Source organism: Treponema denticola (assembly GCF_024400535.1).
Taxonomy (GTDB): Bacteria; Spirochaetota; Spirochaetia; order Treponematales; family Treponemataceae; genus Treponema_B; species Treponema_B denticola_C.
In genome coordinates this window covers 1,277,090-1,299,031 of the sequence record NZ_CP038800.1, presented here as the reverse complement: position 1 = coordinate 1,299,031, position 21,942 = coordinate 1,277,090, and the positions used below count along the sequence as shown (strand labels likewise).

Genomic DNA, 21,942 nt, shown 5'->3' with positions numbered 1-21,942 from the left:
CTTACAAATAAACGACCTATACAAAATTTACCAAGATTCAACCCGCCAATCTTTAATCGTACGCTTTTCTTCATCAAAACTAGAACCGATTGCTATAATTTTTTTACCGCTTCCGGAATACTTGTCTTTGTAGCCTTTTTCTTTGATTTGTTTTACGGCATTTTCAGCCGTTTCGTTTGAGGTAAGCTTAAATTCAAAGATATAAACTTTATCTTGAAATTCAACAGTGCAGTCAGCCCGTCCTGTTGCGCAATGAACTTCCGTATGAACAAACTGATTCATAAGGGCAAACACAAGATAAACCGCTGTCTGATAATTTTGTTCACGCAAAGCTAAATCTTTTTCGGTTAAGTTATCGTAAGGTATTCCTGAAATTATTCCCTTCATTTTTTGCATAAAGCCGTCCACATCTCCGGCTTCAATTTGTTCATAGAATTCCCAAATCGAAAGTCCCGTTTTATCCGTTCTTATCGAGGTGTAAGCCGGAAGCAAATTATCTAAAAAACCGTACCTCACCTCATCATTCGGAAAACCCAAACGGTAAAGCCCCGAAAAATCGTTATAATCTTTAATTGTCAAATATCCCGATTGAAAAAGAATGGGCAAAGGATTTATTGCATCTGCTCGGTAGGCTTCCAGACCGGACTCGTTCATCTTTACATTTCCGTCAAGGTCGGGAATATTATAATAAGCTTTCTTTAAGTATTCTACCAAGAAAGTCGGCGTACCTGTTGCAAACCAATAGCTTGAAAATTCTCGGGAAGCAAAAACATTTAAAAGGCTGAACGGATTATACATTGCCTTTCCCTTTCTTGCAAAAAGGTAACCGTCATATCTTTGCTTTAATTTTGCAAGAGCTTCCTCATAAGTCAAGCTATTATTTTCTGCGAGGGCTGCAATCTCAGGTTTAAAATCGGCTTCAAGCTCTTCTTGAGAAATGCCGCAGACAGCAGAGTAATCCGACAATAGGCTTAAATCGCGTAAATTATTTAAATCGCTGAAGATGCTGACCTTACTGAATTTTGTAACTCCGGTTAAAAAGGTAAAGCGGAGGTATTGGTCTGCACTTTTGATAACGCCGAAAAAACCTTTGAGGATTGTGCGGTAGGTTTCGTTTAAGGCTTCATCCTTCCACATCGTTTGAAGGAGGGGTTTATCATATTCATCGATAAGAATAACAGCCTGCTTGCCGGTTTTTTCATAAGCGGCTTTTATTAAATTTTGAAAACGATCGGGCAGGTCAAGGCCTGTACTTCCGTATATGTTCTCATATTCGCACAAAAAAGAGCCCAGTCTATTTAAAAGACCTTCCTTTGTATCATAAATGCCTATATTAAAATCCAAATAGAGTACAGGATACTCCTGCCAGATTTCGCGTTTTCCTTTTTCGGTTTCTTCAAATTTCTCAATCGCTAAACCTTTGAAGAGTTCTTTTTGCCCTAGGAAGTAGGCTTTTAGAGTGGAAAGCAAAAGGCTTTTCCCGAAGCGGCGCGGGCGGCTTAAAAAATATGGAGCCGGATTTTTAACAAGATTCCATACATACTCGGTCTTATCAACATAAAAAAAACCACTCGTTATAAGTTTTTCAAAACTTTGAATGCCGATGGGCATTTCTCTAATCGTACTCATGGTCATAGTATAACATAAAAAAATAATTTTAACAATTAAAACCCGTATTTCCTAACCTATTTTTTAAACCCATTACTTGCACAAAATGTAAAAATATGGCATTATACAAGGGAAATAAAGTTTTATTGGAGTATGCATGAATATTATTTTATTGACCTTGGCTGTATCGCTGGTATTGTCTCTTTTGTTGGGCCTTTTGCTGGGCTTTTTTAAGAAAATCTTTTATGTAGAACCGGATAAGACGGCTGCAGCCGTAAGAGAGGTGCTTCCGGGGGCAAACTGCGGTGCCTGCGGTTATCCCGGCTGTGACGGATTTGCAGCAGCAGTTGCGGCAGGAGATGCACCCGTAAACGGATGCCCTGTAGGAGCAGCCCCTGTTGCCGAAGCCATAGGAAAAATAATGGGAGTTGATGCCTCGGCTTCCGCCAGAGTTGCGGTTTTAACCTGCCAAGGCTCTCACGATGTTTGCCGAGATAAGTGCGACTATGTAGGCGTAAAAACCTGTAAGGCTGCAAAAATTTCGATTAACGGAACAAAGGAATGCGATTGGGGTTGTATAGGCCTTGGAGACTGTGAGCGAGCATGCCCCTTTGATGCCATTCATATCAAAGAAAACGGACTTCCTGAAGTAGACTATGATAAGTGTACGGGCTGCGCTGTCTGTGTAGCCCAGTGTCCGCAGCATGTTCTAACGACAGTTCCTATCAATCAAAAAGGAGCTATAGCCCTCTGTTCATGCAGAAACCCGCGTAAGCCTCAAATTATGAAAAACTGTAAACGAGGCTGCATAAAGTGCATGAAGTGCGAAAAGAATTGTCCTACGGGAGCTATCAAGGTAATAGACGGAATACCCAAGGTAGATTATACTCTTTGCGATTCCTGCAATAAGTGTGTTGAAGGCTGCCCGACAAAGGTACTTGTGCTTACCGAAAACAAGGTAAAGTTTAACTCTTGCACATCTTGTGAAGGATGCCAAAGCGCATAAAATGAACAGCGGAGTTGTAACGATAATAGGCCGCCCTTCAGCCGGAAAGTCTACATTTTTAAATACGGCTTCAGGCGAAAAGGTTTCGATTGTCTCAGCAATTCCGCAAACCACCCGAAACGCAATCAGGGGTATCGTAAACACTACCAAGGGACAGATAGTTTTTATAGACACCCCCGGCTACCACAAATCCGGAAAAAAATTAAACCTAAAACTTCAAGAAATCGCGAAAACCCGCTTAGAAGAAGGGGATGCTGTTTTATATCTGATAGATCTTTCACGGGAATTCGGAGAAGAAGAAAAAAATATCTGCTCTCTTCTTATTCCCCTGCAAAATAAAACCGTAATAGGCCTAAACAAAGCCGACCTCAAATCTTCAAAAGCAGAACTTGTAAAAAAAGAGCTTTTAAGCCTCTTACCCGATATTCCGCAAAAAAGAATCTTTGAAATTTCCGCCCTAAAGGATGAGGGCATAAACGAAATTCTTTCCCTCCTAATAGAACTTCTTCCCGAAGGGGAAGCCCTATACCCAGAAGACATCTACACGGATCAGGATGTAGTCTTTAGGATTACAGAGATTATAAGGGAACAGGCCATTCTTCACACAAGGGAAGAAATCCCTCACGCCCTCTATGCAGGAGTAGAAGATGCCGAAATGCGTAAAAACGGCAAAGAGCTCTGGGTTCGAGCCTTCCTCTATGTCGAAAAAGAAAGCCAAAAGGCTATGCTCATAGGCAAGGGAGCCGCAGTAATTAAGAGCATAAGGATAAAATCCATGGCCGAACTGCGTAAAATTTTCCCCTACAAGGTTCAATTGGATCTTCAAGTCCGCGTAAATAAAAACTGGCGGCAAAAAGATAGGATTATACAAAAAATATCGTACTGAAAAGAATTTTAGAAAGGTCTTGTCAAAATCCCCTGATCCGTGCTAAAATACTAACCAATGAAAAGAAAGAAAGCCCAAGAACTATCAGATAAAAATATTTTCAGAAACTGCTTTAGAGTACTTGACAAAATGAAGTCTCGCCCCATAATTACTCGTTACTCGTTACTCGTTACTCGTTACTCGTTACTCGTTACTCGTTACTCGTTACTCGTTACCTAAACTCTGCACAAAGAAACTTTCATACAACCGCACAAACAATAAATCACAAAGCCTCATCTCAAAGACAGTATGTTTTTCTCATACCGTCTTTTTTTATTTTTCCTCAGCAAAAACGAATTTACAAAGCCCCATCCGGCCGGGGCTAAGGGCTCGGATAAGGAGACAGATATGTTAAAATATGCGCTTCGTGAGAATCTTCTCACACCGAACGAAAACGACTATATGGCTCAAGTTACCGATGTGCGCTCGTTTTCGTTGGACGAAATCATTGACCTTATGATGGAAAAAGGTTCAACTCTTACCAAGGCGGACACAAAGGCGGTACTTCAAGTTTACGGAGAAGTAGTAAAAGCCTTAATCGCTGACGGAGCTGCCGTAAACACTCCTCTTATGAACACTTCGCTAAGTATTTCCGGAGTCTTTGACGGAGCAGCAGACAGTTTCGACAAAAAAAGACATTCCGTTCATCTCAACCTGACTGCGGGCAGCCTATTAAAAGAAGCTATGCCCAAAATCAAAACCGAAAAGACTCAAAGCCCCGACACAAACCCATACATCACCGAAGTTACCGACATTGTTTCGGGCAAGGTAAACAGCCGTCTTACCGCAGGCGGAATAATCGAGCTTTTAGGCGCGAGGCTTAAATTCGACGCAAAAGATACAGAGCAAGGAATTTTCTTTGTACCGGAATCGGGCGAAGAAGTAAAGGCCCGCATCATAGCCGAAAATAAGCCTGCCCGATTGATGGCGGTAATCCCCGAAACATTGACATCCGGCAGCGTTTATGTAGAAGTGAGGACAAAGATCGATATGGGAGGTAAAAAACTCAAATCGATGAAAAAAGGCAGGTTTTCCGCCTCTCTAACCTGCACGGTATAAGGGAGAGTACCTGCATAATGTCAGCCGGTCTACCAACATAATGACGGATCGGCTATCGGCATAATGGTAGGCACTCTACCATTATGCCGGTAGGTATTAAAACAGGACTTTAGGCTAAAAAAGCCTTAGTAAATATTTTATAAGGAGGATAATTTTATGAAAAATTATCGCAAAACAAGAACAAGTTTAGAAAAGACTAAGTTCTTAAGCATTTGGGCGGCAGTATTTGTATTTGCTGCATCGTTAGTACTAATAGGTTGTCCCAATCAGGCAAACAGCCCTGCAGGTGGAGGAGAAAGTACCCAAGGATCAAAGATAACCATCAACTACAAGTCTGACGAGCTTACCGTAGAAAAAAAGGATACCGCCAGCGGAAACTGGACGGAAATATCTTCCGGCACAGCAGTAGATGAAGGTACTCGCTTGAGGTTTGAAGCCAAAAATGTACCTTCGGGAAATATGGTCGATAAATGGGTTTTAAATGATAAAGAAAAAACTCCAAATAGCGGCAATGATCTTTTTTACATAGTAAAAGCCGAAGATACCGTTGACGAAGGTGGGAAAAAGGTTATTAAGGTAACACGAACTTTCAAACCGGCCGCTTCAATAACAATTAAATACAACTCTGGTGAGATTACCATAGAAAAGAAGGATACCGCCAGCGGAAACTGGACGGAAATATCTTCCGACACAGAAGTAGATGAAGGCTCAGATTTATGGTTTATAGTTAAAAACAAACCTTCGGGAAAGATTCTTGATAAATGGCTTTTAAACGGCAAAAAAGAAGTTAAGCCGGGGTACATATATTCGATAAAAGCCGAAGATGCCGTTGACGAAGGCGGGAAAAAGGTTATTAAGGTAGAACGCATTTTAAAAGATGCAGCTTCAATAACCATTAACTACAACTCTGACGAGCTTACCATAAAAAAGAATACAGACGGAAATTGGATAGAAATAGCTTCAGGCTCAGCAGTAGATGAAGGTACTCGCTTGGAGTTTGGAGCCAAAAACATACCCTCCGGAAAGACGGTTGATAAATGGCTTTTAAACGGTGAAACAACAATTGCAACCGGCAGCGATTATTGTTTCTACACAGTCAAAGCCGAAGATGCCGACAGTGCAAATATCATTACGGTAACACGCATTTTAAAAGACGCGGCTTCAATAACCATTAACTACAACTCTGACGAGCTTACCGTAAAAAATACAAAAACTTGGACAGAAGTAGCTTCAGGCACAGCAGTAGATGAAGGTACTCGCTTGAGCTTTGAAGCCAAAAACATACCACCCGGAAAGATACTTGATAAATGGGTTTTAAACAATGGTAAAAAAGAAGTTAAGCCGGGGTACAGCTATTCGATAAAAACTGAAGATGCTGTTGAAGAAGGTGGTAAAAAGGTTATTAAGGTAGAACGCATTTTAAAAGATGCGGCTTTGATAACCATTAACTATAATTCTGACGAGCTTACCGTAAAAAAGAATACAGACGGAAATTGGACAGAAATCCCTTCAGGCACAGCCGTATATGAAGGCACTGAGTTATGGCTTAACGCCAAAAACATACCCTCAGGAAAGACGGTTGATAAATGGCTTTTAAACGGTGAAACAACAATTGCAACCGGCAGTGATTATTGTTTCTACACAGTCAAAGCCGAAGATGCCGACAGTGCAAATACCATTACTATAACACGAAAGTTAAAAGATGCGGCTTTGATAACCATTAACTATAATCCTGATGAGCTTGGAGTAAAAGATACAAATGGTTTTGTCATTATAAATCCGGGAGAAGCTGTATATGAAGGCTCTTACTTAGCTTTTACCGCCAAAAACATACCTCCGGGAAAAATGATTGTTAAATGGAAGATAAATTCAAAAGAATTTCCGTCTAATAATTTTGATGGCTGGTACTCTGTAAATGCTGAAGATGCCGACAGTGCAAATACCGTTACGGTAACACGCATTTTAAAAGATGCCGCTTCAATAACCATTAACTACAACTCTGACGAGCTCACCGTAAAAAAACTTATTCCCGACGTACCGTCGGTGGAAGTACCTTCAGGCACAGCCGTGGATGAAGGCTCTCTATTAGGGTTTGAACCCAAAGACGGACACTCGGTCACTAAATGGATTTTAAACGGTAAAACAGAAGTTGGGCCTCATGTTGCATACCAAGTAGATTCCAAAGATGCAGTTGATGAAGGAGATAAAAAAGTTATCAGGGTAACTTTTGAATAAATCTTTTTAAGATAAGACTTTTAAGGGAGCTTTTAAAAGTCCGGCAGGGGTTTAAACTGTCAGCTTTTATAAAGCTCCCTATTTTTTCTGCCTAATGCTTAAAATGCCTTACGCCCGTTATCAGCATGGCCATTCCGTGTTTGTTACATTCTTCGATGCTTAAGTCATCGCGGATTGAGCCGCCGGGCTGGATTACGGCTTTTATGCCGGCCTTGGCAGCTTCTTCGATCGTGTCGGGAAAGGGGAAAAAAGCATCGGAAGCTAGAACAGAGTTTTTAACTCTTTTGCCGGCTCTTTCGATGGCTTGGCGGGCTGCATCTACCCTGTTGGGTTGACCGCAGCCTATGCCGACGGAACAAAAACCTTTTTGGGGATTTGACAGGTCTATCGGGGCAGCGAGCAAAATGGCATTGGACTTAACCATAGTACAAGCCTTCATGGCAAACTGTAAAAGAGACCTTTCTAAAGGCTCAGCCTTTCTTTCCGCTGCGTCTTTATATTCAGTACCTTCAGGGTCTCCCAAGTCTTTTTCTTGCTTTAAAAAGCCGCCCAAGACAGACTTATATTCATACGCTTCTTTTTCTTGAAGAATGGGAGCTTCGATTAAGCGTAAGTTTTTTCTGCCGGATAAAAGTTCTTTTGCTTCTTCGGTAAAAAGAGGAGCTATGATGCACTCAACAAATAAGGTTCCAAGGGCTTCAACCGAAGCCTTATCAAAGGGACGGTTTAAGGCGATTATACTTCCAAAGGCCGAAACTGGATCGCAGTCGATGGCTGCCCTTAAAGCAAGAGACACTTCCGAATCAGGGGAAGCGGAGGAAGAGCTTTTTGTCAGTTCTTCATTTATTTCGGCAAGGCCGCAGGGAGTAAGGTGTTTTACCACAACGGCCGCAGGTTTTGTAAACATAGAAACAGCCCTCCATGCAGCGTCGGCATCGAGGATATTGTTATAGGAAAGAGCCTTTCCCTGTAAGACCTTTCCTCCCAAGGGGCCGGCCTTAGGCTCGTTTGTATAGAGCCAAGCCTTTTGATGAGGGTTTTCCCCGTAACGCAAATCCTGCCCGGGATAAGCACAGAGGGTAAGAGAGGTCTTTTCTTCCATACCTTCGCTAAGCCGGCTTAGCCCGCTAAGCCAAGAAGTTATTGCAGCATCGTAGCGGGTACAAAGGTCAAAGGCCTTTATTGCCAATCTTTTGCGTAAGGAAAGAGGAATCTCTCCCGTCTTTTCAATTTCGGAAGAAACTTCGTCATAGTCGGCAGGGTCGCAGATAATTGTAACACGGGAATAGTTTTTTGCGGCAGCCCTTAAAAGAGCTACACCGCCTATGTCTATGTTTTCGATACAATCGCTTTCAGTTGAATCGGGGGAATTAATAGTTTTTTCAAAAGGGTATAGGTTGGCTATCACAATGTCTATGCCGCTAAAGCCGAGCGATTTTAGCTCTGCCCTATCCTCTTCGGTATCGCGGGCTAAAATCCCGCCGTGAATCATAGGGTGAAGAGTTTTAACCCTCCCGCCTAAAATTTCAGGAGAAGATGTGTATTCCGAAACTTCTTTTACTTTAATACCGGCCTCTTGTAAGGCCTTAGCCGTTCCTCCTGAAGCAATAAAATCATAACCTGCCGCTTTTAAGCGGGAAGCAAAATCCTTTAAACCAGTCTTATCGGAAACCGATGCCAATACCAATCCCATAATCTTCTCTCCATGCTTATCAAACCTTTGATAAAAATTTTAGCGTTTTTATTACAAGGGCATGTTCCGCCTCATGCACTCTTTTTTCAAAATCTTCAAGCCTGTCTCCCTTAAAAACCGGAACTTCCTCAGTAAAAATTATAGGCCCCGAATCTACTCCTTCATCCGGGACAAAGTGGGTCATAATCCCGCAGCGTGAGATTTCCCCCTTCATAAAGGCCTCGTACTGCCTTTCGATAGCCTCTGTCCCAGGAAATGTTCCGGGCAGGGCAGGATGAAGATTTATAAGCCTATCCTTAAACGAAGATATAAAGCTGTCAGTTAAAATTCTCATCCAGCCTAATAATAAAACATAATCGGGCTTAAACTCCTTAACCTTTTCGGCAAGGAGAGCATCATATTCATTTCGAGATGAGCCTTTTTTAAAAGGAAGATAAATAGTCTTTATTCCCTCCCTTTCGGCACGGCTGAGAGCAAAGGCTTCTTTTTTGTTTGAAACCACAGCCTCAATCTTATAATCAATGGAGCCGTTTTTTATTCCGTCAATTACGGCTTGAAGATTAGACCCGTTTCCCGAAACAAGCACCGCAAGTTTTTTTTTCATTCCAAATACCTAATTAAAATTCTTCCATCAGCCAATTACCGATAGTCCGCATAGACTCATTAAATTCACAGCCGATAAGTTTTATTTTTTTACCGCTTGCTGCATAAGGCTCTGCATAGCCTTTTTCCCGTATTTGAGTAAGGGCATCATTAGCCTTTCCGGCAGCACTCGACTTAAACTCAAAGATATAAACCGTATCCTTTGTTTCTACAATGCAATCGGCCCTTCCCCTTGAGCAATGAATTTCGGTCAATACAAATTGTCCCATCAGCTTGAATATAAGGTAGACGGCTGTCTGATAGTTTTGTTCACGTAAAGAAGTTTTATCGGCAGACAAGTTATCATAAGGAACTCCTGCCAATATAGCACGCAGTCTTTCCATAAAACTTTCAACATTGCCCTTGCATATATCTTCAGCAAAACGCCAAACGGAGACACCGGCTTCATCAAGGCCTAAAGAAGTATAAGCGGGAATAAGATTCTCCAAAAAAGCGTAACGCACTTCATCATTTGGAAAGCCCAATCGGTAAATCCCGCCGCTGCGGATATATTCCTTAATAGTCAAATATCCGGTCTGAAAAAGAATCGGTATGGGGGCACCTGTTTCTACCCTGTAGGCATCAAGACCTGTTTCTGTCATTTCAATATTTCCGTCTAAATCGGGAATATTATAATAGGCATCTTTTAAATAATCTACCAAAAATGTGGGAGTTCCCGTAGTAAACCAAAAGTTTTTAAGCTCCTTTGCAGAAAAAACACTCAAAATACTAAAGGGATTGTAAACCGTATTGCCGTTAGCACTAAAACAATATCCGTCATAACGTTTTTTTAAAAGCGATAAACACTCTTCATATTTCAGATTTTCAGTTTCGCTTAAAATTTTTATTTCGGGTGCAAAATAAGTTTCCAACTCCTTCTGGCTTATACCGCATATCGTATCGTATTCTTTTAATAGGCTTAAATCCTGTAGATTGTTTAAGTCGCTGAAAATACTTACCTTACTGAATTTTGTAACGCCCGTTAAAAAGGCAAATCTTATATATTGGTCACAGGTTTTTAATACGGAGTAAAAGGCTTTAAGCATGTTTCGATATTTATCACTAAGAACCTGATCCTGTCCTATAGTCTGTAAAAGAGGTTTGTCATATTCATCAACAAGGAGTACAACCTGTCTTCCGGTCTTTTGATATGCACGGCGTATTATCCCTTCAAAACGAGTTGCAAGACTCTGTTCAGCCTCCAATCGTCCATAAATATCTTCCCATCGGCACAAATTCAGATTTATACCGATATATAATTCTTCTTCATTCCTGTAGTTTCCCGTATTAAAATCCAAATAAAGAACAGGATATTCAATCCATGGTTCAGAGCCTTCAGAAATTGCTCTTTTTTCTTCGGCTGACTCGATATAAAGCCCCTTAAAAAGCTCTTTTTTTCCTAAAAAATAATTTTTTAGCGTAGAAAGAAAAAGGCTTTTTCCGAAGCGGCGCGGACGGTTTAAAAAGTAAATGCGGTTTGAATGAGCAAGGCGGAATACATATTCCGTCTTATCTACGTACATGAACTTATCATTCCGCATAACCTCAAAACTTTGAACGCCTATAGGCAGCTTTCTTGAAAAATCCATCTCATTACCCGTTTTTTCCGCAGCAGTGTTTGTATTTTTTTCCGCTGCCGCAGGGACAGGGCTCGTTTCTTCCGACCTTTGGAACGGTACGCACAACCTGAGCATTTTCAGGACGGCTTCGTGAAGAAAGGGCTGTAGGCCCCATTCCCTGACCTGAACCCGAAAAACTTCCCATTGAGTTGTGCTGAGCATTTCCCTGAATAGAACGCATTTGGCGCGAAGCATGGGCTTCTTCTTCCGTGCTGATTTGAACACGGACAAGACGGGAGGCTATTTCGATTCTTATATCGTCAAGCATGGAATAAAAAATATCGAAGCCTTCAAGTTTGTACTCGGTTAAAGGATTTTTTTGTCCGTAGGAGCGAAGATAAACGGCTTCGCGCAAGGACTCCAAATTTTCAAGATGGTCGAGCCATTTTTTGTCGATAGCCTGCAAGTATTGGTAGCGGATAAACATGTTCAGGTTTTCTTTACCTGCAAGAGCTTCTTTTTCTTTAAGTTCCTTTGTAAAATGCTCTACAAATTCGTTTATCTCTTCTTCATGATTCTTTTTATCGATATTTGCAAAATCTTCTTCGGTCAGAGTATAGGCAAACTTTTCCCTAAAGATATCTTTTATAAGACGGGCTCTTTCTTCTTTTTCGGCCTTTGAGCTTGAACTATACTCATCGAATTTTTCGCTTATAAATTCTTCGAGGGTTGCGTAAATACGCTCGATAAGATTTTCATCTTCAAGGATTGCATTTCGCTGCTCATAGATAAAGGAGCGCTGTTCGTTCAATACATCGTCATATTCCAACAAATGTTTTCGAATATCGAAGTTGCGGTTTTCTACCTTTGTCTGAGCTTTTTCTATGCTCTTGTTTATCCAAGGATGCTCGATGGGCTCCCCTGCCCTCATTCCTATCTTGGACATAACATTTTTTAAGTTTTCGCCTCCGAAAAGCCTCATCAGGTCATCATCGAGGGAAAGGAAGAATTTGGAGCGTCCCGGATCTCCTTGACGGCCCGAACGGCCTCGAAGCTGATTATCGATTCGGCGGCTTTCATGACGCTCCGTACCTATTACATAAAGGCCTCCTAGTTCTTTTACCTCATTATAATCGCTTTGCCATTTTGCATATTCTTCGGCAAGAACTTTTTCATAATAATCGGGATTGGGATTTGTGCCCGTGCGTTTTTTAGCCCTCATTTCGGGGCTTCCGCCCAGCTTAATATCCGTACCTCGTCCCGCCATATTGGTGGCTATGGTAACGGAACCCTTTGCTCCGGCTTCTGCAATTATAAGAGCTTCCCTCTCATGATTTTTGGCGTTTAAAACCTCGTGTCTTACACCCCTCTTTGTTAAGAGTTTTGAAATAAGCTCGGATTTTTCGATAGAAACCGTACCTACGAGGACGGGCTGCCCCCTCTTATAAGCCTCGCTTATTTCGGTACAAAGGGCTTCAAATTTATCGTTTTCGTTTAGGTAGATTACATCGTGTTCATCTTTTCGGGCAACAGGGAGGTTTGTCGGGATAACGACAACATCCAAGTTATAAATCTTTGTAAACTCAACGGCTTCCGTATCTGCCGTACCGGTCATCCCGGAAAGTTTATCGTACATTCTAAAAAAGTTTTGGAATGTAATAGTCGCAAGGGTTCTATTCCTTTGAGCGATTTTAATATGCTCCTTAGCTTCAATAGCCTGATGGAGCCCGTCCGAATAACGGCGGCCCTCTAAAACACGGCCTGTGAACTCGTCTACTATCTGTACCTGACCGTCTTGAATAACATAGTCCACATCAATATGGAAAAGAACATGAGCCCTTACCGATTGGGTAAAATAGTGAATATATTCAAAGTTTTCTTCATCAAAGAGGTTTCCGCTTTTGATAAGTCCCTGCTTTTGAAGGACATCCTGAATGTGGAGCATACCTGAATCGGTAAAAGAAACCCTCTTGCTCTTTTCGTCTATCGTATAGTCTCCGATAACTTCTTCTCCCTCAAGCTCATTCGGATATTCGCCCGTCTCGGGATTTTTTTCGACTTCTTTTAATTGACCTATGAGGCGGTCAACCTCAAAAAAGCGCATTGTATCGTCTTCGGCAGCCCCCGAAATAATCAAGGGAGTTCTAGCCTCGTCTATCAAGATAGAGTCGATTTCGTCTACTATTGCAAAGGAAAATTCTCTTTGAGTCTTGTCCTTGAGCCTCATCTGCATATTGTCACGGAGGTAATCAAAGCCGAACTCGTTATTAGTACCATAGGTTATATCGCAGTTATATTCTATACGGCGGGCATCGTTTTCCATATTGGAAAGAATAACGCCGACACTTACACCCAGATAAGAATAAACGGGTCTCATCCAATCGGCATCCCGTTCTGCAAGGTAATCGTTTACCGTTACAATATGAACACCCTTCCCTGTAAGGCTGTTTAAGTAGGCGGCGGCAACGCTCATAAGGGTCTTACCTTCACCCGTTTTCATTTCAACTATCTTACCGGAATGGAGAACAAGGGAGCCTAAAATCTGAACATCGTAGGGACGCTCTCCCAAGATACGTCTGGCTGCTTCCCGTGCGAGGGCAAAGGCTTCGGGGATAAAAGAATCCAAGGATTCCCCTTTTTGATAGCGTTCCCTAAACTCATTTGTTTTTGCCTTAAACTCCTCCTCGGAGAGAGAAAGAGCCCAAGCCTCTTTTTCGTTTATCTTGTGTAAAATCGGAAGCATGGCCTTAATATCCCGCTCATGCTTTGAACCGAAAAGAATTTTAATTATAGAATCTAACATACGCCTTATAATGTATCAAAATTTAAGAAAAAAGAGAAGAGGTTGAGGAATTTTAAAATATGCATTTACATATCCTTCAAATTCCATTCATTTAAAAATTCCAAAATAAAGTCTTTCATATACAAGTCTCTCTTTTCCGCAATTTTTTTTGCCGTATCGGTATTCATCAAATCTTTAAGATAAAATAGCTTTTCATAAAAATGGTTAATTGTAGTCGATACATGATTTTGATATTCCTCTTTTCCCATACCCATACGGGGCCGGATAGACGGATCATAGATTGGTCTATTACGGCTTCCGCCATAAGCAAATGCCCTTGCTATCCCTATCGCACCTAAAGCATCTAATCTATCTGCATCTTGAACACACATTCCTTCAATTGAAGACGGTTTATTAGAATCTTTACCGATGTACGAAACTTCTTCAATAATAGAAACAATAGTTTTACATAGAACATCGCTTATTTTTTTAGATTTCATGAATGAAACAGCTCTATCTTTATTTGCTGTTGTGTGCGGAGAAAGTTTGCGGTCATCTACATCATGTAATAAGGCCGCCAATTGAACAATAAAAATATCGGCATTTTCTTTTTCTGCAAGGTAAGTTGCCGTACGAAACACTCTCATTGTATGAAAAAAATCATGACCGCTAAAGTCTTCTCTAAATATACTTTCTACATATCTTTCCGCATCTTGAATGATTTTTACTTTAAATTTTTCTTCATCAGTCATAATAATATCTTTTAAATTATAATTTTATCGGTATTAACCCAATATTCTTTACAATCCGGTGTACGTTCCAATAAAAATTTATCAAAAAGTTCACGTCTTAATAGAGCATGATCATTGAAAGTGTGCCAAGTTTTTAAAACTGCATTCACTTCAATTTCAGAATATTTTTTATCAGGGGCAAATTTTCCTTGCAAATATTTTAAGACATTTATTTTATCATAAGTTTTCTTGGGCCATCTGACAATACGGCCTTCTTCATCAAGAAATTGTGAAATTTGTTCTTTTAAAATCGGTAAATTCATAAAACTATTTTTATTTAATTATCAATAATTTCCATAAAATTATTTATATAAAAATCGGCTTGATGTTGTTTATACTTTTTATCTTTATCGTATAAACAGGTTTTTAATCCTACAGCTTTTGCACCTATAACATCGACTTTTTCATTATCGCCCACCATAAGCGTTTCCGAAATTTTTGCATCCAGCGGCATCAGAGCTCGTAAAAAAACAGAAGAATGAGGCTTCATATAGGTATTTTCATAACTGAAAGTATAATTATCAATAAATAAATCAAGCCCTTCTCTCTTAAAAATTTCAAGATATATTTCTTTGGGGTACATAATGTTTGAAACAACACCGATTTTACACTTCTTTTCTTTTAAAAATTTAAGGCAATCAATCACTCCTTCATTCGGATGAGCATAGTTATAAAAATCAAGATAATCTTTTTTCAATATTTCAATAATTTCATTATAAGAAATATGTATACCTAACTCTCCAAATTTTAAAAACAAGGCTTCACAAATACGGTATTCTATTCTTTTAATTTTACGCTCTTTTTCAACATAGTCATACCAAGGTAAAATGACTTCTTTGTCTATTTTATCGGCAATGAATTTACCGTAAATATTAGAAATATAAGCTATCATACGGTTATGACCGTTTTTAAGTATTTCACTTTCATTCAATTTTGGATTATGGAATTCCAATAAGGTAGAACCCATATCAAAAAGGTAAGATGTATATTGCTTCATATTTAACACCTAAATTAATTTAGTCTTCTTTTTTGCATATATATAATAAATGACTTGAAGAACCGAGCAGCTCTCGCTTTTCACATGTTGCTAAGTGATATTTAACAAATAGGGCCGAACAATAATGTAATATCAAATTGATTGTCTTCAAATCTATCAAGATTTAAGGCATCTCCCTTATAATAAACAATATTTTCAATACCGGTGCTGTTTCTTTTCAGCACTTCAAGATTGCTCTCTACTAATTCAACCGCTGTAACATTATATCCTTCTTTTGCCAAGGCAATCGAGTATCTACCCGTACCGGCACCAATCTCTAATATCTTTGCTCCGGCTTTTGCATAGCGATGAATATAGTTCATTGTAGTAAGATATTCCAACTGTCCCTGACGGCTTCTGTTTAACCTGCTGTCTTCATCGATATCATCATAAAATGACCTTAGTATTTCTATTCTTTTACTCATAATTAATTTCTCCCAATGTTTAATTTTATCTTACAGCCTTTAAATTGCCCTAGTTCTATTGAATTTTACACACCTGTCTTACTATTCGATTTGTATTTCTGCAATACAAGTATCGGTGTATTTTGATCAGTAAATCAAGGTTCTCAGTAAATAGTTTACTGCAACTGACCGGGTAAAACCAATTTTTCTTTATAAGGAAAAATCGATTCATACGCTTCAAAATCGCAGGGATTTTCATCAGCCGCAAAATATCCTTTCGGAGGACGATAAGTCGCTTCTACAATTCCATACATTTTAAGGTATTCGGGAATAAGTTCCAGCACAAGAAAATACGGCACTTCGGCATCTTTCGGCTCACAATAATAGTGAATATGAAACTTGCTCGCAAGATCAAACCCCGCATGACGATAAAACTCAATGTTACCTTCAATACAAACAAAACCAATTCCCATTGTTCTAGCTTTTTCAAGCGAACATTTTAACAACTTCAAGCCGTATCCCTTCTGCCTGTAATCCGGATGTATACTTATCGGTCCAAAAGTCCATGCAGAAACTTTTTCACCATTGTCGAGAGTCAGCTCTGCTTTTGAATACATCACATGCCCGATAATTTTTTCGTTTATCTCTATAACCAATGAAAGTTCCGAAATAAAATCGGGATTATTCCTGTAACAGTGCAGGATATAATGTTCCATACAGCCGGGTCTATACACATTCCAGAAAGAATCTCTAGTTAAATTTTCAACAACAGTATAATCTTGAATCTCTTCCATACGGATTACATAATTTGATTCCACTTATTTATCTCCAAATATTATATATTCATTAATTGCTATATCATCAATGCCAAGGCTATACCTGTTACTATATGCCTTTGCATCAACTAAAAATTGATATGTATAAGCTTGAGCTCTTTACAAAAATTACCAGACATTATTACTTAACTACCTTTCGAGTTTTTATAAGTTTCAACCATTTTCTTTGACGATGTCTATAAAAACAATTAGCCCAAAGCCAAACAATAAATGTTTTCCAGCCTGCTCCAATTTCAACTTCATCACTATAATCCGTTGTTCCATTTCCGTTATCAATCAATTTAATTCTATGATTCCATACAGGCACATTTGTATTGCTTTCGTTTGTATAAATTCCATCTTTATTAAAATTAATTACTTTAATTGTATGAGCTCCATAAGGAATAAAGCAAAACATTTTAAACAAAAATGAAAATGTCTGTCCTTCCTTCCAAACAAGTTCTTTATCTTCACCAATTAGTTTAAATGAAGCATATGGAGATGCAATATATTGTAAAGTTTTTACATCGGTTAATAGTTTAAATACAGAATCAATATCTGACGGAAAAGTACTTTTTACATACACTACTTTTGTTTTCATTATTCCCCCTATTAAAAGTATATACTCTACCTTCTGAAAAATGCGGATACTTATACCTGTTTACTATTTATTTCTAAGCAGCCGAAAATCCGTAAGAATAGGCAAGCTAAATTGGAACCATTGTTAGACAAAATTTCTATATACCAATCTTATTTCTTCTTTTGATTTACTACTACTTATTTCTACTCTATTATATTCTACATACTTATTTTTTGAAAATGCTTTTAGACTTCTTAAGTTATAATCAGAAATAACAGCAAATATCATATCAGCTTTTTTCTCTCTAACCCCATATTTGGTAAGCATATTTATAACTCGGCTCCCAATTCCTTTGTTCCATAATTCTTTCCTACCAATCATTAAATCGATTCTATAAATATTTTTATTTGGTAGTTTTTCCATAATATCGTTTAAATTCATTTCTTGAAGTCAGCACTCACCAATTATTTCATTTAAATATTCAATAATAAAAATATCTGCTTTTTGTGAAACATATGTATATATTTGTTTTGTTTCTTCACTAGAATATTCAGAAACATCATCGCCTTCTGAAAAATATAATATTTCTTTATCTTTATTCCATTGAAATAAATATTCCCAATCTGTTTCACATATTGGTCTTAGTTTAATATTATCTTCTTGAATTATATGATTATGGTTCTTATAGTTCATTAAAACCTTCCAAAGATATAAGCGCGCAATAGCGCACCTGTCTAACATTCGCTTAACCTTCATTTGCGGCTTGACCGTTTGTCAGCGTTGAGCGGTTATTAGAGGCTTTTTAATATGACAAAAAATTTCTACTTCTTTTTTAATATTACAGTATACTTTATCACCGGTATAGTTTCGTCAACAATCTCATATGTGTCATCAAGCGGCTTCATGGTAAAGGTTTCATAGACACCGGATGTGTCTTCTATTGTAAAATGAAATTTTTTCATCTTTGATTTGTAAGATGCTCTAATTTTTTTTGCCCACCAGTTACTATGTCCGGTTCCTAAATAATAACTCAATATTCGATAATAATTTCCATTTTCATCTATTCCTAAACCGCCGATTTTCGTTCCATCCGGTAAAGAGTCTCCAACAACTATTCCGTTAGAAGTAATACGCAAGCGTTTAAGCTCATCAGCCGTAAAAGAATTAGAATTATCCTTATATATATAGATAATTACTCCTAACGGCACAGTCACATTTCCCCCGCAAGAACATAAAGAATAGAGGATTAAAAGCAACAGCATATACACTATAACAAATTTTATTCTTTTCATATCATATTCTCCTAAAAGAAACTACAAGTCTTAATTATAATAACCAAGAGTTGCAGGCATAGTAGTATTATTTATGTTTTACAAATCCAAGCGTAAATTGGAAAATACGCCCCGATGTTTTCTAAAAACGGCCGCCATCATTGCCATTATCAAGCATGTAATACCAATTTAATTAATAATTATCAAAAAATCTCCAAATATAATTAATCTTAATTCTTTTTCCATAACAAATGAGCTTCCTAAAACAAAGTACATATCCACGCTACTGCGGCGCAAATCGGAATATATATAATGTAATGCATAACATGTGTTTTCCAATTATATCCAAATAAATGAGGACCTACGATATCCTTAACTTCCGGATAAAAATGAGGAAAGAAATTTGAATGACAGAGAAGAACCCAATCGAAAAACACAATATCGAAAGTTTCCATCCCGTAAAGCATAATTAAAAATCTTATGAAGAACCCAATAAAATTAAAATTATTATGAATTCCGTCCCATACTCCAACTATAAATGCACCCAAAAGGATAAGAAAAGCAATCGCAATTATAATCCAGCCGATTATATGGGCACCGTGAAATCTTTCTTTTCTGTCAGGAACAGCATCATAAACCTCTTTGGGGGCTGAAGAAAAAAACTTCTTGTTTTGAACAAAAGCCACTCCTCCATACAACAAAAGAAAATAAAACACCATCAGCATAAGAGTTGTTATCATTGTTATTGCCATTTGTTATACACCTTATTTATTTGTATATATTATATTTAAATTAATTTTTTTATTAGCACCTTGCAAGATATCGGGCCGTATTAACATTTCGTACTGTCATATCTTTATATACTTTATGTGATATTATTTTATTTAAATAGCTTTTATTATAATCTTCTCGTCGAACATTCCAGATTAATGCACCCTTAACATATATTAATTGTATATATTCCTTTTTTATCGGCAATTCATCTATTATGTTTTCATTATCTATTGATTCAAATAAATACGCTACATCGGTCTTTTGCTCATCATTATTTTGCCAATTATCGGGGATACTACTTGCTATTTTTACCATTTCAATTTTTGTCTTTACCAATACTTTTACTTCATTCCCCGTAGTTATATGTAATGCCTTTTCAATATTCTCCGTAATACTGTTTTTTTTGTCATTTGATTTAAAAAGGACATTTCCGGAATTGATGTATGTTGAAACGTTTGAAAAACCGCATTGTTCAAATAATATTTTCAATTCTTTCATGTTAATTTTTACCGAGTTTCCGACATTGATACCTCTGAGCAATGCTATATAATCCATAATATTCCTTATTAATTATACTTACTAAATACTATAGTCATATTTTTTAGTGATATTTTATCTACTAAAAATCCATATTTAAGAAGTTATTTTTATAATTGAGAAATGAATGTTCAATCTCACAACCATTTATTGTTTTTATTCCTTCAAATGACAAAAGCAATGCATTTTTATTTTCATGTACAACATAATTCCATAAATCATCGTATTTACTCATAGCATTAATCACTTTCAATATTTTTTTTCTCATCCGCCGAAGGCGTGTACCTAATATTTGCTTTACTTGCATTTGCGGCTTGTCTGCAATGTCAGGTTGAAGCGGGTGTTAGATTAATAATTACCTGTAGTAATTGCTTCCCATAAAATACTATTTATTCTTGTTTGATAGCCTTTACCTAGAGACTGAAGCACGGCAAGAATATCTGCATCTATTTTTATAAGTCATTTAATAAAGTCCAAATATTTTATACTTATTTTTAGTTTAATATATTAATTGTTTTTTCTTATTACTAAATCTAAAAATTACTTTTTCAGTTTTACAGTTTATTCGATAGATAATTTTCCATATCATAGGTTATTTTATAAATTCCTATAAAATTAATTCTGCACAAGCCTTTCCCGCAAGCGTAAGTTAGCTTGTCAATCTAACATTCGCTTAACCTGCATTTGCGGCTCGTCCGCAATGTCAGGTTGAAGCGGGTGTTATACGTTATTTACTATTCTCTCCAAACAAAATACGAACAAAATCTCTTCTTGAATACAAAATCCTTACAATTCTTATAACTTCGTCTTCAATTCTATAAAATATTGAATAATTATTTGAAAGCACAAACTTATAATCTGTAGGAAATGAAACATATTTTCCCACAGGAATCCCTACATTTGGAAAAGCCGTCAAATTTTCATAAGTTTCTATAATTTTTGAAATGGTATTATGTGCTGCTATGGGATTTTGAAGTTCATTCTCTATATAATTTTTGATTTCAAGTAAATCTGCTGCCGCTTGCGGAGCAATCTTTATCTCAAACATCAAAGTCCCGCCATTTTTCTGACTTGAGTTGTGTCCAGCCATCCATTTTGCAAAGCAGATTCTTCGCCTTTCTTCAATTCAGAAAAAAGAGTTTGCGTAGCCGTCAATTTTTCGTAATCTCTTATGGAAATCACAGCATAACACCCCCTACCATTTTTAGTAAGAAAAACCGGCGATTCATCAGCAACATCCTGCAAAACTTCATTATAATTACGCAAATCCGAAACAGGTTTTATAGCAATCATATACACCTCTAATATTCGTAATATTTTACTAAATAATTATCTTAAAATACTTATAAGATGTCAAGTGGATTAAACTCTCATATTTTTTACTAATTGTAAATAAAGAGCTCTCTATGACCATCCGAAGGACTTTTAGTTCGTTGATTTCCTTAATAAGTTAAAAAACACTTGGATAAAAGTTTACTTTTTTTTACTCAATTAGTCATTATGATAAAACATAACTTTAATCAAAAAACGAAGTTATTAATTTTGGTTTTAAGCCTTAATTTATAAAAATATATCACATTTTTCTAAGTTACAGTTTATCGTGCCGTTAGGCATCCGTCTAACATGCAGTTAAGCTGCAAAACGTACCGGCGTTTAGCCGGCCGCTCTTCAGAGCGGGTTTTGTCAGTCTTGAACTGCGTGTTAGACACTTTTATTTTATTTATATAACTTAATATTAACAAATAGGCTTTTAGTTTTACACTATTTTGCTTTTTATTACAATATTTAATAAATAAAAAAAACTTAAAATTTTACTATAAAGCTTTATTATTTGCATATCCAACTTTACATCACTTAATGCATATATTAAAAACCATTAATTTAACTATAATTCTATATTATTTACAAAACTAATCTTTTATAAATAATATTATCTTAAAATTATAAGCTTATTCTTAACAATAAGGCTTTAATTTTAACTATACCGCTTTTCATCGTTAAATTAAAAAAAAAATCAATAATTTTACTATAAGGCTAAAATTTTATTTTACTTAGCAAATATTTATTATAATTACCATGACCGTCCGAAGGACTTTTATTTGTAGATTTCCTTAGCTAGTTTAAAAAACCTAAGATACAAGGTTTATTTTCCTTACTAAGTTAATTATTATAATCACCATGACCGTCCGAAGGACTTTTATTCGTAGATTTTCTGAACGAGTTTA

The 21,942-nt window shown here is 37.3% G+C and carries 22 protein-coding genes and 1 pseudogene; 4 read left to right on the top strand and 19 right to left on the bottom strand.

Annotation, left to right across the window (positions count from 1 at the left end; all coding sequences use genetic code 11):
• Positions 1–27 precede the first annotated feature (27 nt).
• Positions 28–1,629, bottom strand: a complete 1,602-nt coding sequence (locus E4N78_RS06070) for an ATP-binding protein (RefSeq protein WP_255812138.1) — start codon at positions 1,627–1,629, stop codon at positions 28–30.
• A 136-nt stretch (positions 1,630–1,765) separates the two neighbouring features.
• Here E4N78_RS06070 and E4N78_RS06065 point away from each other — a divergent pair, with 136 nt between their 5' ends.
• The 4 genes from E4N78_RS06065 (at position 1,766) to E4N78_RS06050 (ending at position 6,833) form a co-directional block, all read left to right on the top strand.
• On the top strand, positions 1,766–2,614 hold the full coding sequence (locus E4N78_RS06065) for an RnfABCDGE type electron transport complex subunit B (RefSeq protein WP_255812137.1): 849 nt from the start codon (positions 1,766–1,768) through the stop codon (positions 2,612–2,614).
• A gap of 1 nt (position 2,615) precedes the next feature.
• The gene (era, locus tag E4N78_RS06060; protein WP_255812136.1) at positions 2,616–3,500 is read left to right on the top strand and encodes a GTPase Era; all 885 of its coding nucleotides are present in this window, start codon (positions 2,616–2,618) and stop codon (positions 3,498–3,500) included.
• A 387-nt stretch (positions 3,501–3,887) separates the two neighbouring features.
• Positions 3,888–4,598 carry a DNA-binding domain-containing protein gene (locus tag E4N78_RS06055; RefSeq protein WP_255812135.1) on the top strand — a complete coding sequence of 237 codons (711 nt, stop codon included), beginning with the start codon at positions 3,888–3,890 and terminating at the stop codon, positions 4,596–4,598.
• 156 nt (positions 4,599–4,754) lie between these two features.
• Complete coding sequence (locus E4N78_RS06050; RefSeq protein WP_255812134.1) at positions 4,755–6,833, top strand: hypothetical protein; 2,079 nt, start codon at positions 4,755–4,757, stop codon at positions 6,831–6,833.
• 91 nt (positions 6,834–6,924) lie between these two features.
• Here the strand turns inward: E4N78_RS06050 and purH are convergent, their stop codons facing one another.
• The 18 genes and pseudogenes from purH to E4N78_RS05960 form a co-directional block, all read right to left on the bottom strand.
• Positions 6,925–8,526: a bifunctional phosphoribosylaminoimidazolecarboxamide formyltransferase/IMP cyclohydrolase gene (gene purH / locus E4N78_RS06045; protein ID WP_255812133.1), complete on the bottom strand. Its 1,602-nt coding sequence runs from the start codon at positions 8,524–8,526 to the stop codon at positions 6,925–6,927.
• Between the two features lie 19 nt (positions 8,527–8,545).
• Positions 8,546–9,130, bottom strand: coding sequence for a phosphoribosylglycinamide formyltransferase (purN, locus tag E4N78_RS06040; RefSeq protein WP_255812132.1), 585 nt, complete (start codon positions 9,128–9,130; stop codon positions 8,546–8,548).
• A gap of 13 nt (positions 9,131–9,143) precedes the next feature.
• Complete coding sequence (locus E4N78_RS06035) at positions 9,144–10,757, bottom strand: ATP-binding protein (RefSeq protein WP_255812131.1); 1,614 nt, start codon at positions 10,755–10,757, stop codon at positions 9,144–9,146.
• 4 nt (positions 10,758–10,761) lie between these two features.
• Entirely contained in the window at positions 10,762–13,530 is a 2,769-nt protein-coding gene (gene secA / locus E4N78_RS06030) for a preprotein translocase subunit SecA (protein ID WP_255812130.1), read from the bottom strand.
• A 65-nt stretch (positions 13,531–13,595) separates the two neighbouring features.
• Positions 13,596–14,261, bottom strand: a complete 666-nt coding sequence (locus E4N78_RS06025) for an HD domain-containing protein (protein ID WP_255812129.1) — start codon at positions 14,259–14,261, stop codon at positions 13,596–13,598.
• A gap of 11 nt (positions 14,262–14,272) precedes the next feature.
• Positions 14,273–14,563: a DUF2087 domain-containing protein gene (locus E4N78_RS06020; RefSeq protein WP_255812128.1), complete on the bottom strand. Its 291-nt coding sequence runs from the start codon at positions 14,561–14,563 to the stop codon at positions 14,273–14,275.
• 14 nt (positions 14,564–14,577) lie between these two features.
• On the bottom strand, positions 14,578–15,297 hold the full coding sequence (locus tag E4N78_RS06015) for an HAD family hydrolase (RefSeq protein WP_255812126.1): 720 nt from the start codon (positions 15,295–15,297) through the stop codon (positions 14,578–14,580).
• Between the two features lie 101 nt (positions 15,298–15,398).
• The gene (locus E4N78_RS06010) at positions 15,399–15,761 is read right to left on the bottom strand and encodes a class I SAM-dependent methyltransferase (protein ID WP_255812124.1); all 363 of its coding nucleotides are present in this window, start codon (positions 15,759–15,761) and stop codon (positions 15,399–15,401) included.
• 155 nt (positions 15,762–15,916) lie between these two features.
• Positions 15,917–16,558 carry a GNAT family N-acetyltransferase gene (locus tag E4N78_RS06005; RefSeq protein ID WP_255812122.1) on the bottom strand — a complete coding sequence of 214 codons (642 nt, stop codon included), beginning with the start codon at positions 16,556–16,558 and terminating at the stop codon, positions 15,917–15,919.
• Positions 16,559–16,697: 139 nt separating this feature from the next.
• A complete protein-coding gene (locus E4N78_RS06000) occupies positions 16,698–17,156 on the bottom strand; it encodes a hypothetical protein (protein WP_255812120.1) in 459 nt (152 codons plus the stop codon).
• Positions 17,157–17,279: 123 nt separating this feature from the next.
• A complete protein-coding gene (locus tag E4N78_RS05995) occupies positions 17,280–17,576 on the bottom strand; it encodes a GNAT family N-acetyltransferase (RefSeq protein WP_255812118.1) in 297 nt (98 codons plus the stop codon).
• A gap of 9 nt (positions 17,577–17,585) precedes the next feature.
• On the bottom strand, positions 17,586–17,828 hold the full coding sequence (locus E4N78_RS05990; RefSeq protein ID WP_255812117.1) for a GNAT family N-acetyltransferase: 243 nt from the start codon (positions 17,826–17,828) through the stop codon (positions 17,586–17,588).
• Between the two features lie 128 nt (positions 17,829–17,956).
• A complete protein-coding gene (locus tag E4N78_RS05985; RefSeq protein WP_255812116.1) occupies positions 17,957–18,427 on the bottom strand; it encodes a hypothetical protein in 471 nt (156 codons plus the stop codon).
• A gap of 239 nt (positions 18,428–18,666) precedes the next feature.
• A complete protein-coding gene (locus E4N78_RS05980; protein WP_002683304.1) occupies positions 18,667–19,158 on the bottom strand; it encodes a hypothetical protein in 492 nt (163 codons plus the stop codon).
• A 52-nt stretch (positions 19,159–19,210) separates the two neighbouring features.
• Positions 19,211–19,735 (bottom strand): DUF1697 domain-containing protein, encoded by a 525-nt coding sequence (locus tag E4N78_RS05975; RefSeq protein WP_255812115.1) that lies wholly within the window; start codon positions 19,733–19,735, stop codon positions 19,211–19,213.
• 330 nt (positions 19,736–20,065) lie between these two features.
• A pseudogene (locus E4N78_RS05970) lies at positions 20,066–20,173 on the bottom strand (BrnA antitoxin family protein); the annotation flags it as partial.
• Between the two features lie 271 nt (positions 20,174–20,444).
• Complete coding sequence (locus E4N78_RS05965; protein WP_255812114.1) at positions 20,445–20,765, bottom strand: type II toxin-antitoxin system RelE/ParE family toxin; 321 nt, start codon at positions 20,763–20,765, stop codon at positions 20,445–20,447.
• Complete coding sequence (locus tag E4N78_RS05960; RefSeq protein ID WP_002669519.1) at positions 20,765–21,010, bottom strand: type II toxin-antitoxin system prevent-host-death family antitoxin; 246 nt, start codon at positions 21,008–21,010, stop codon at positions 20,765–20,767. Before E4N78_RS05960 ends, E4N78_RS05965 begins: the two co-directional genes overlap by 1 nt.
• Positions 21,011–21,942: the final 932 nt, after the last annotated feature.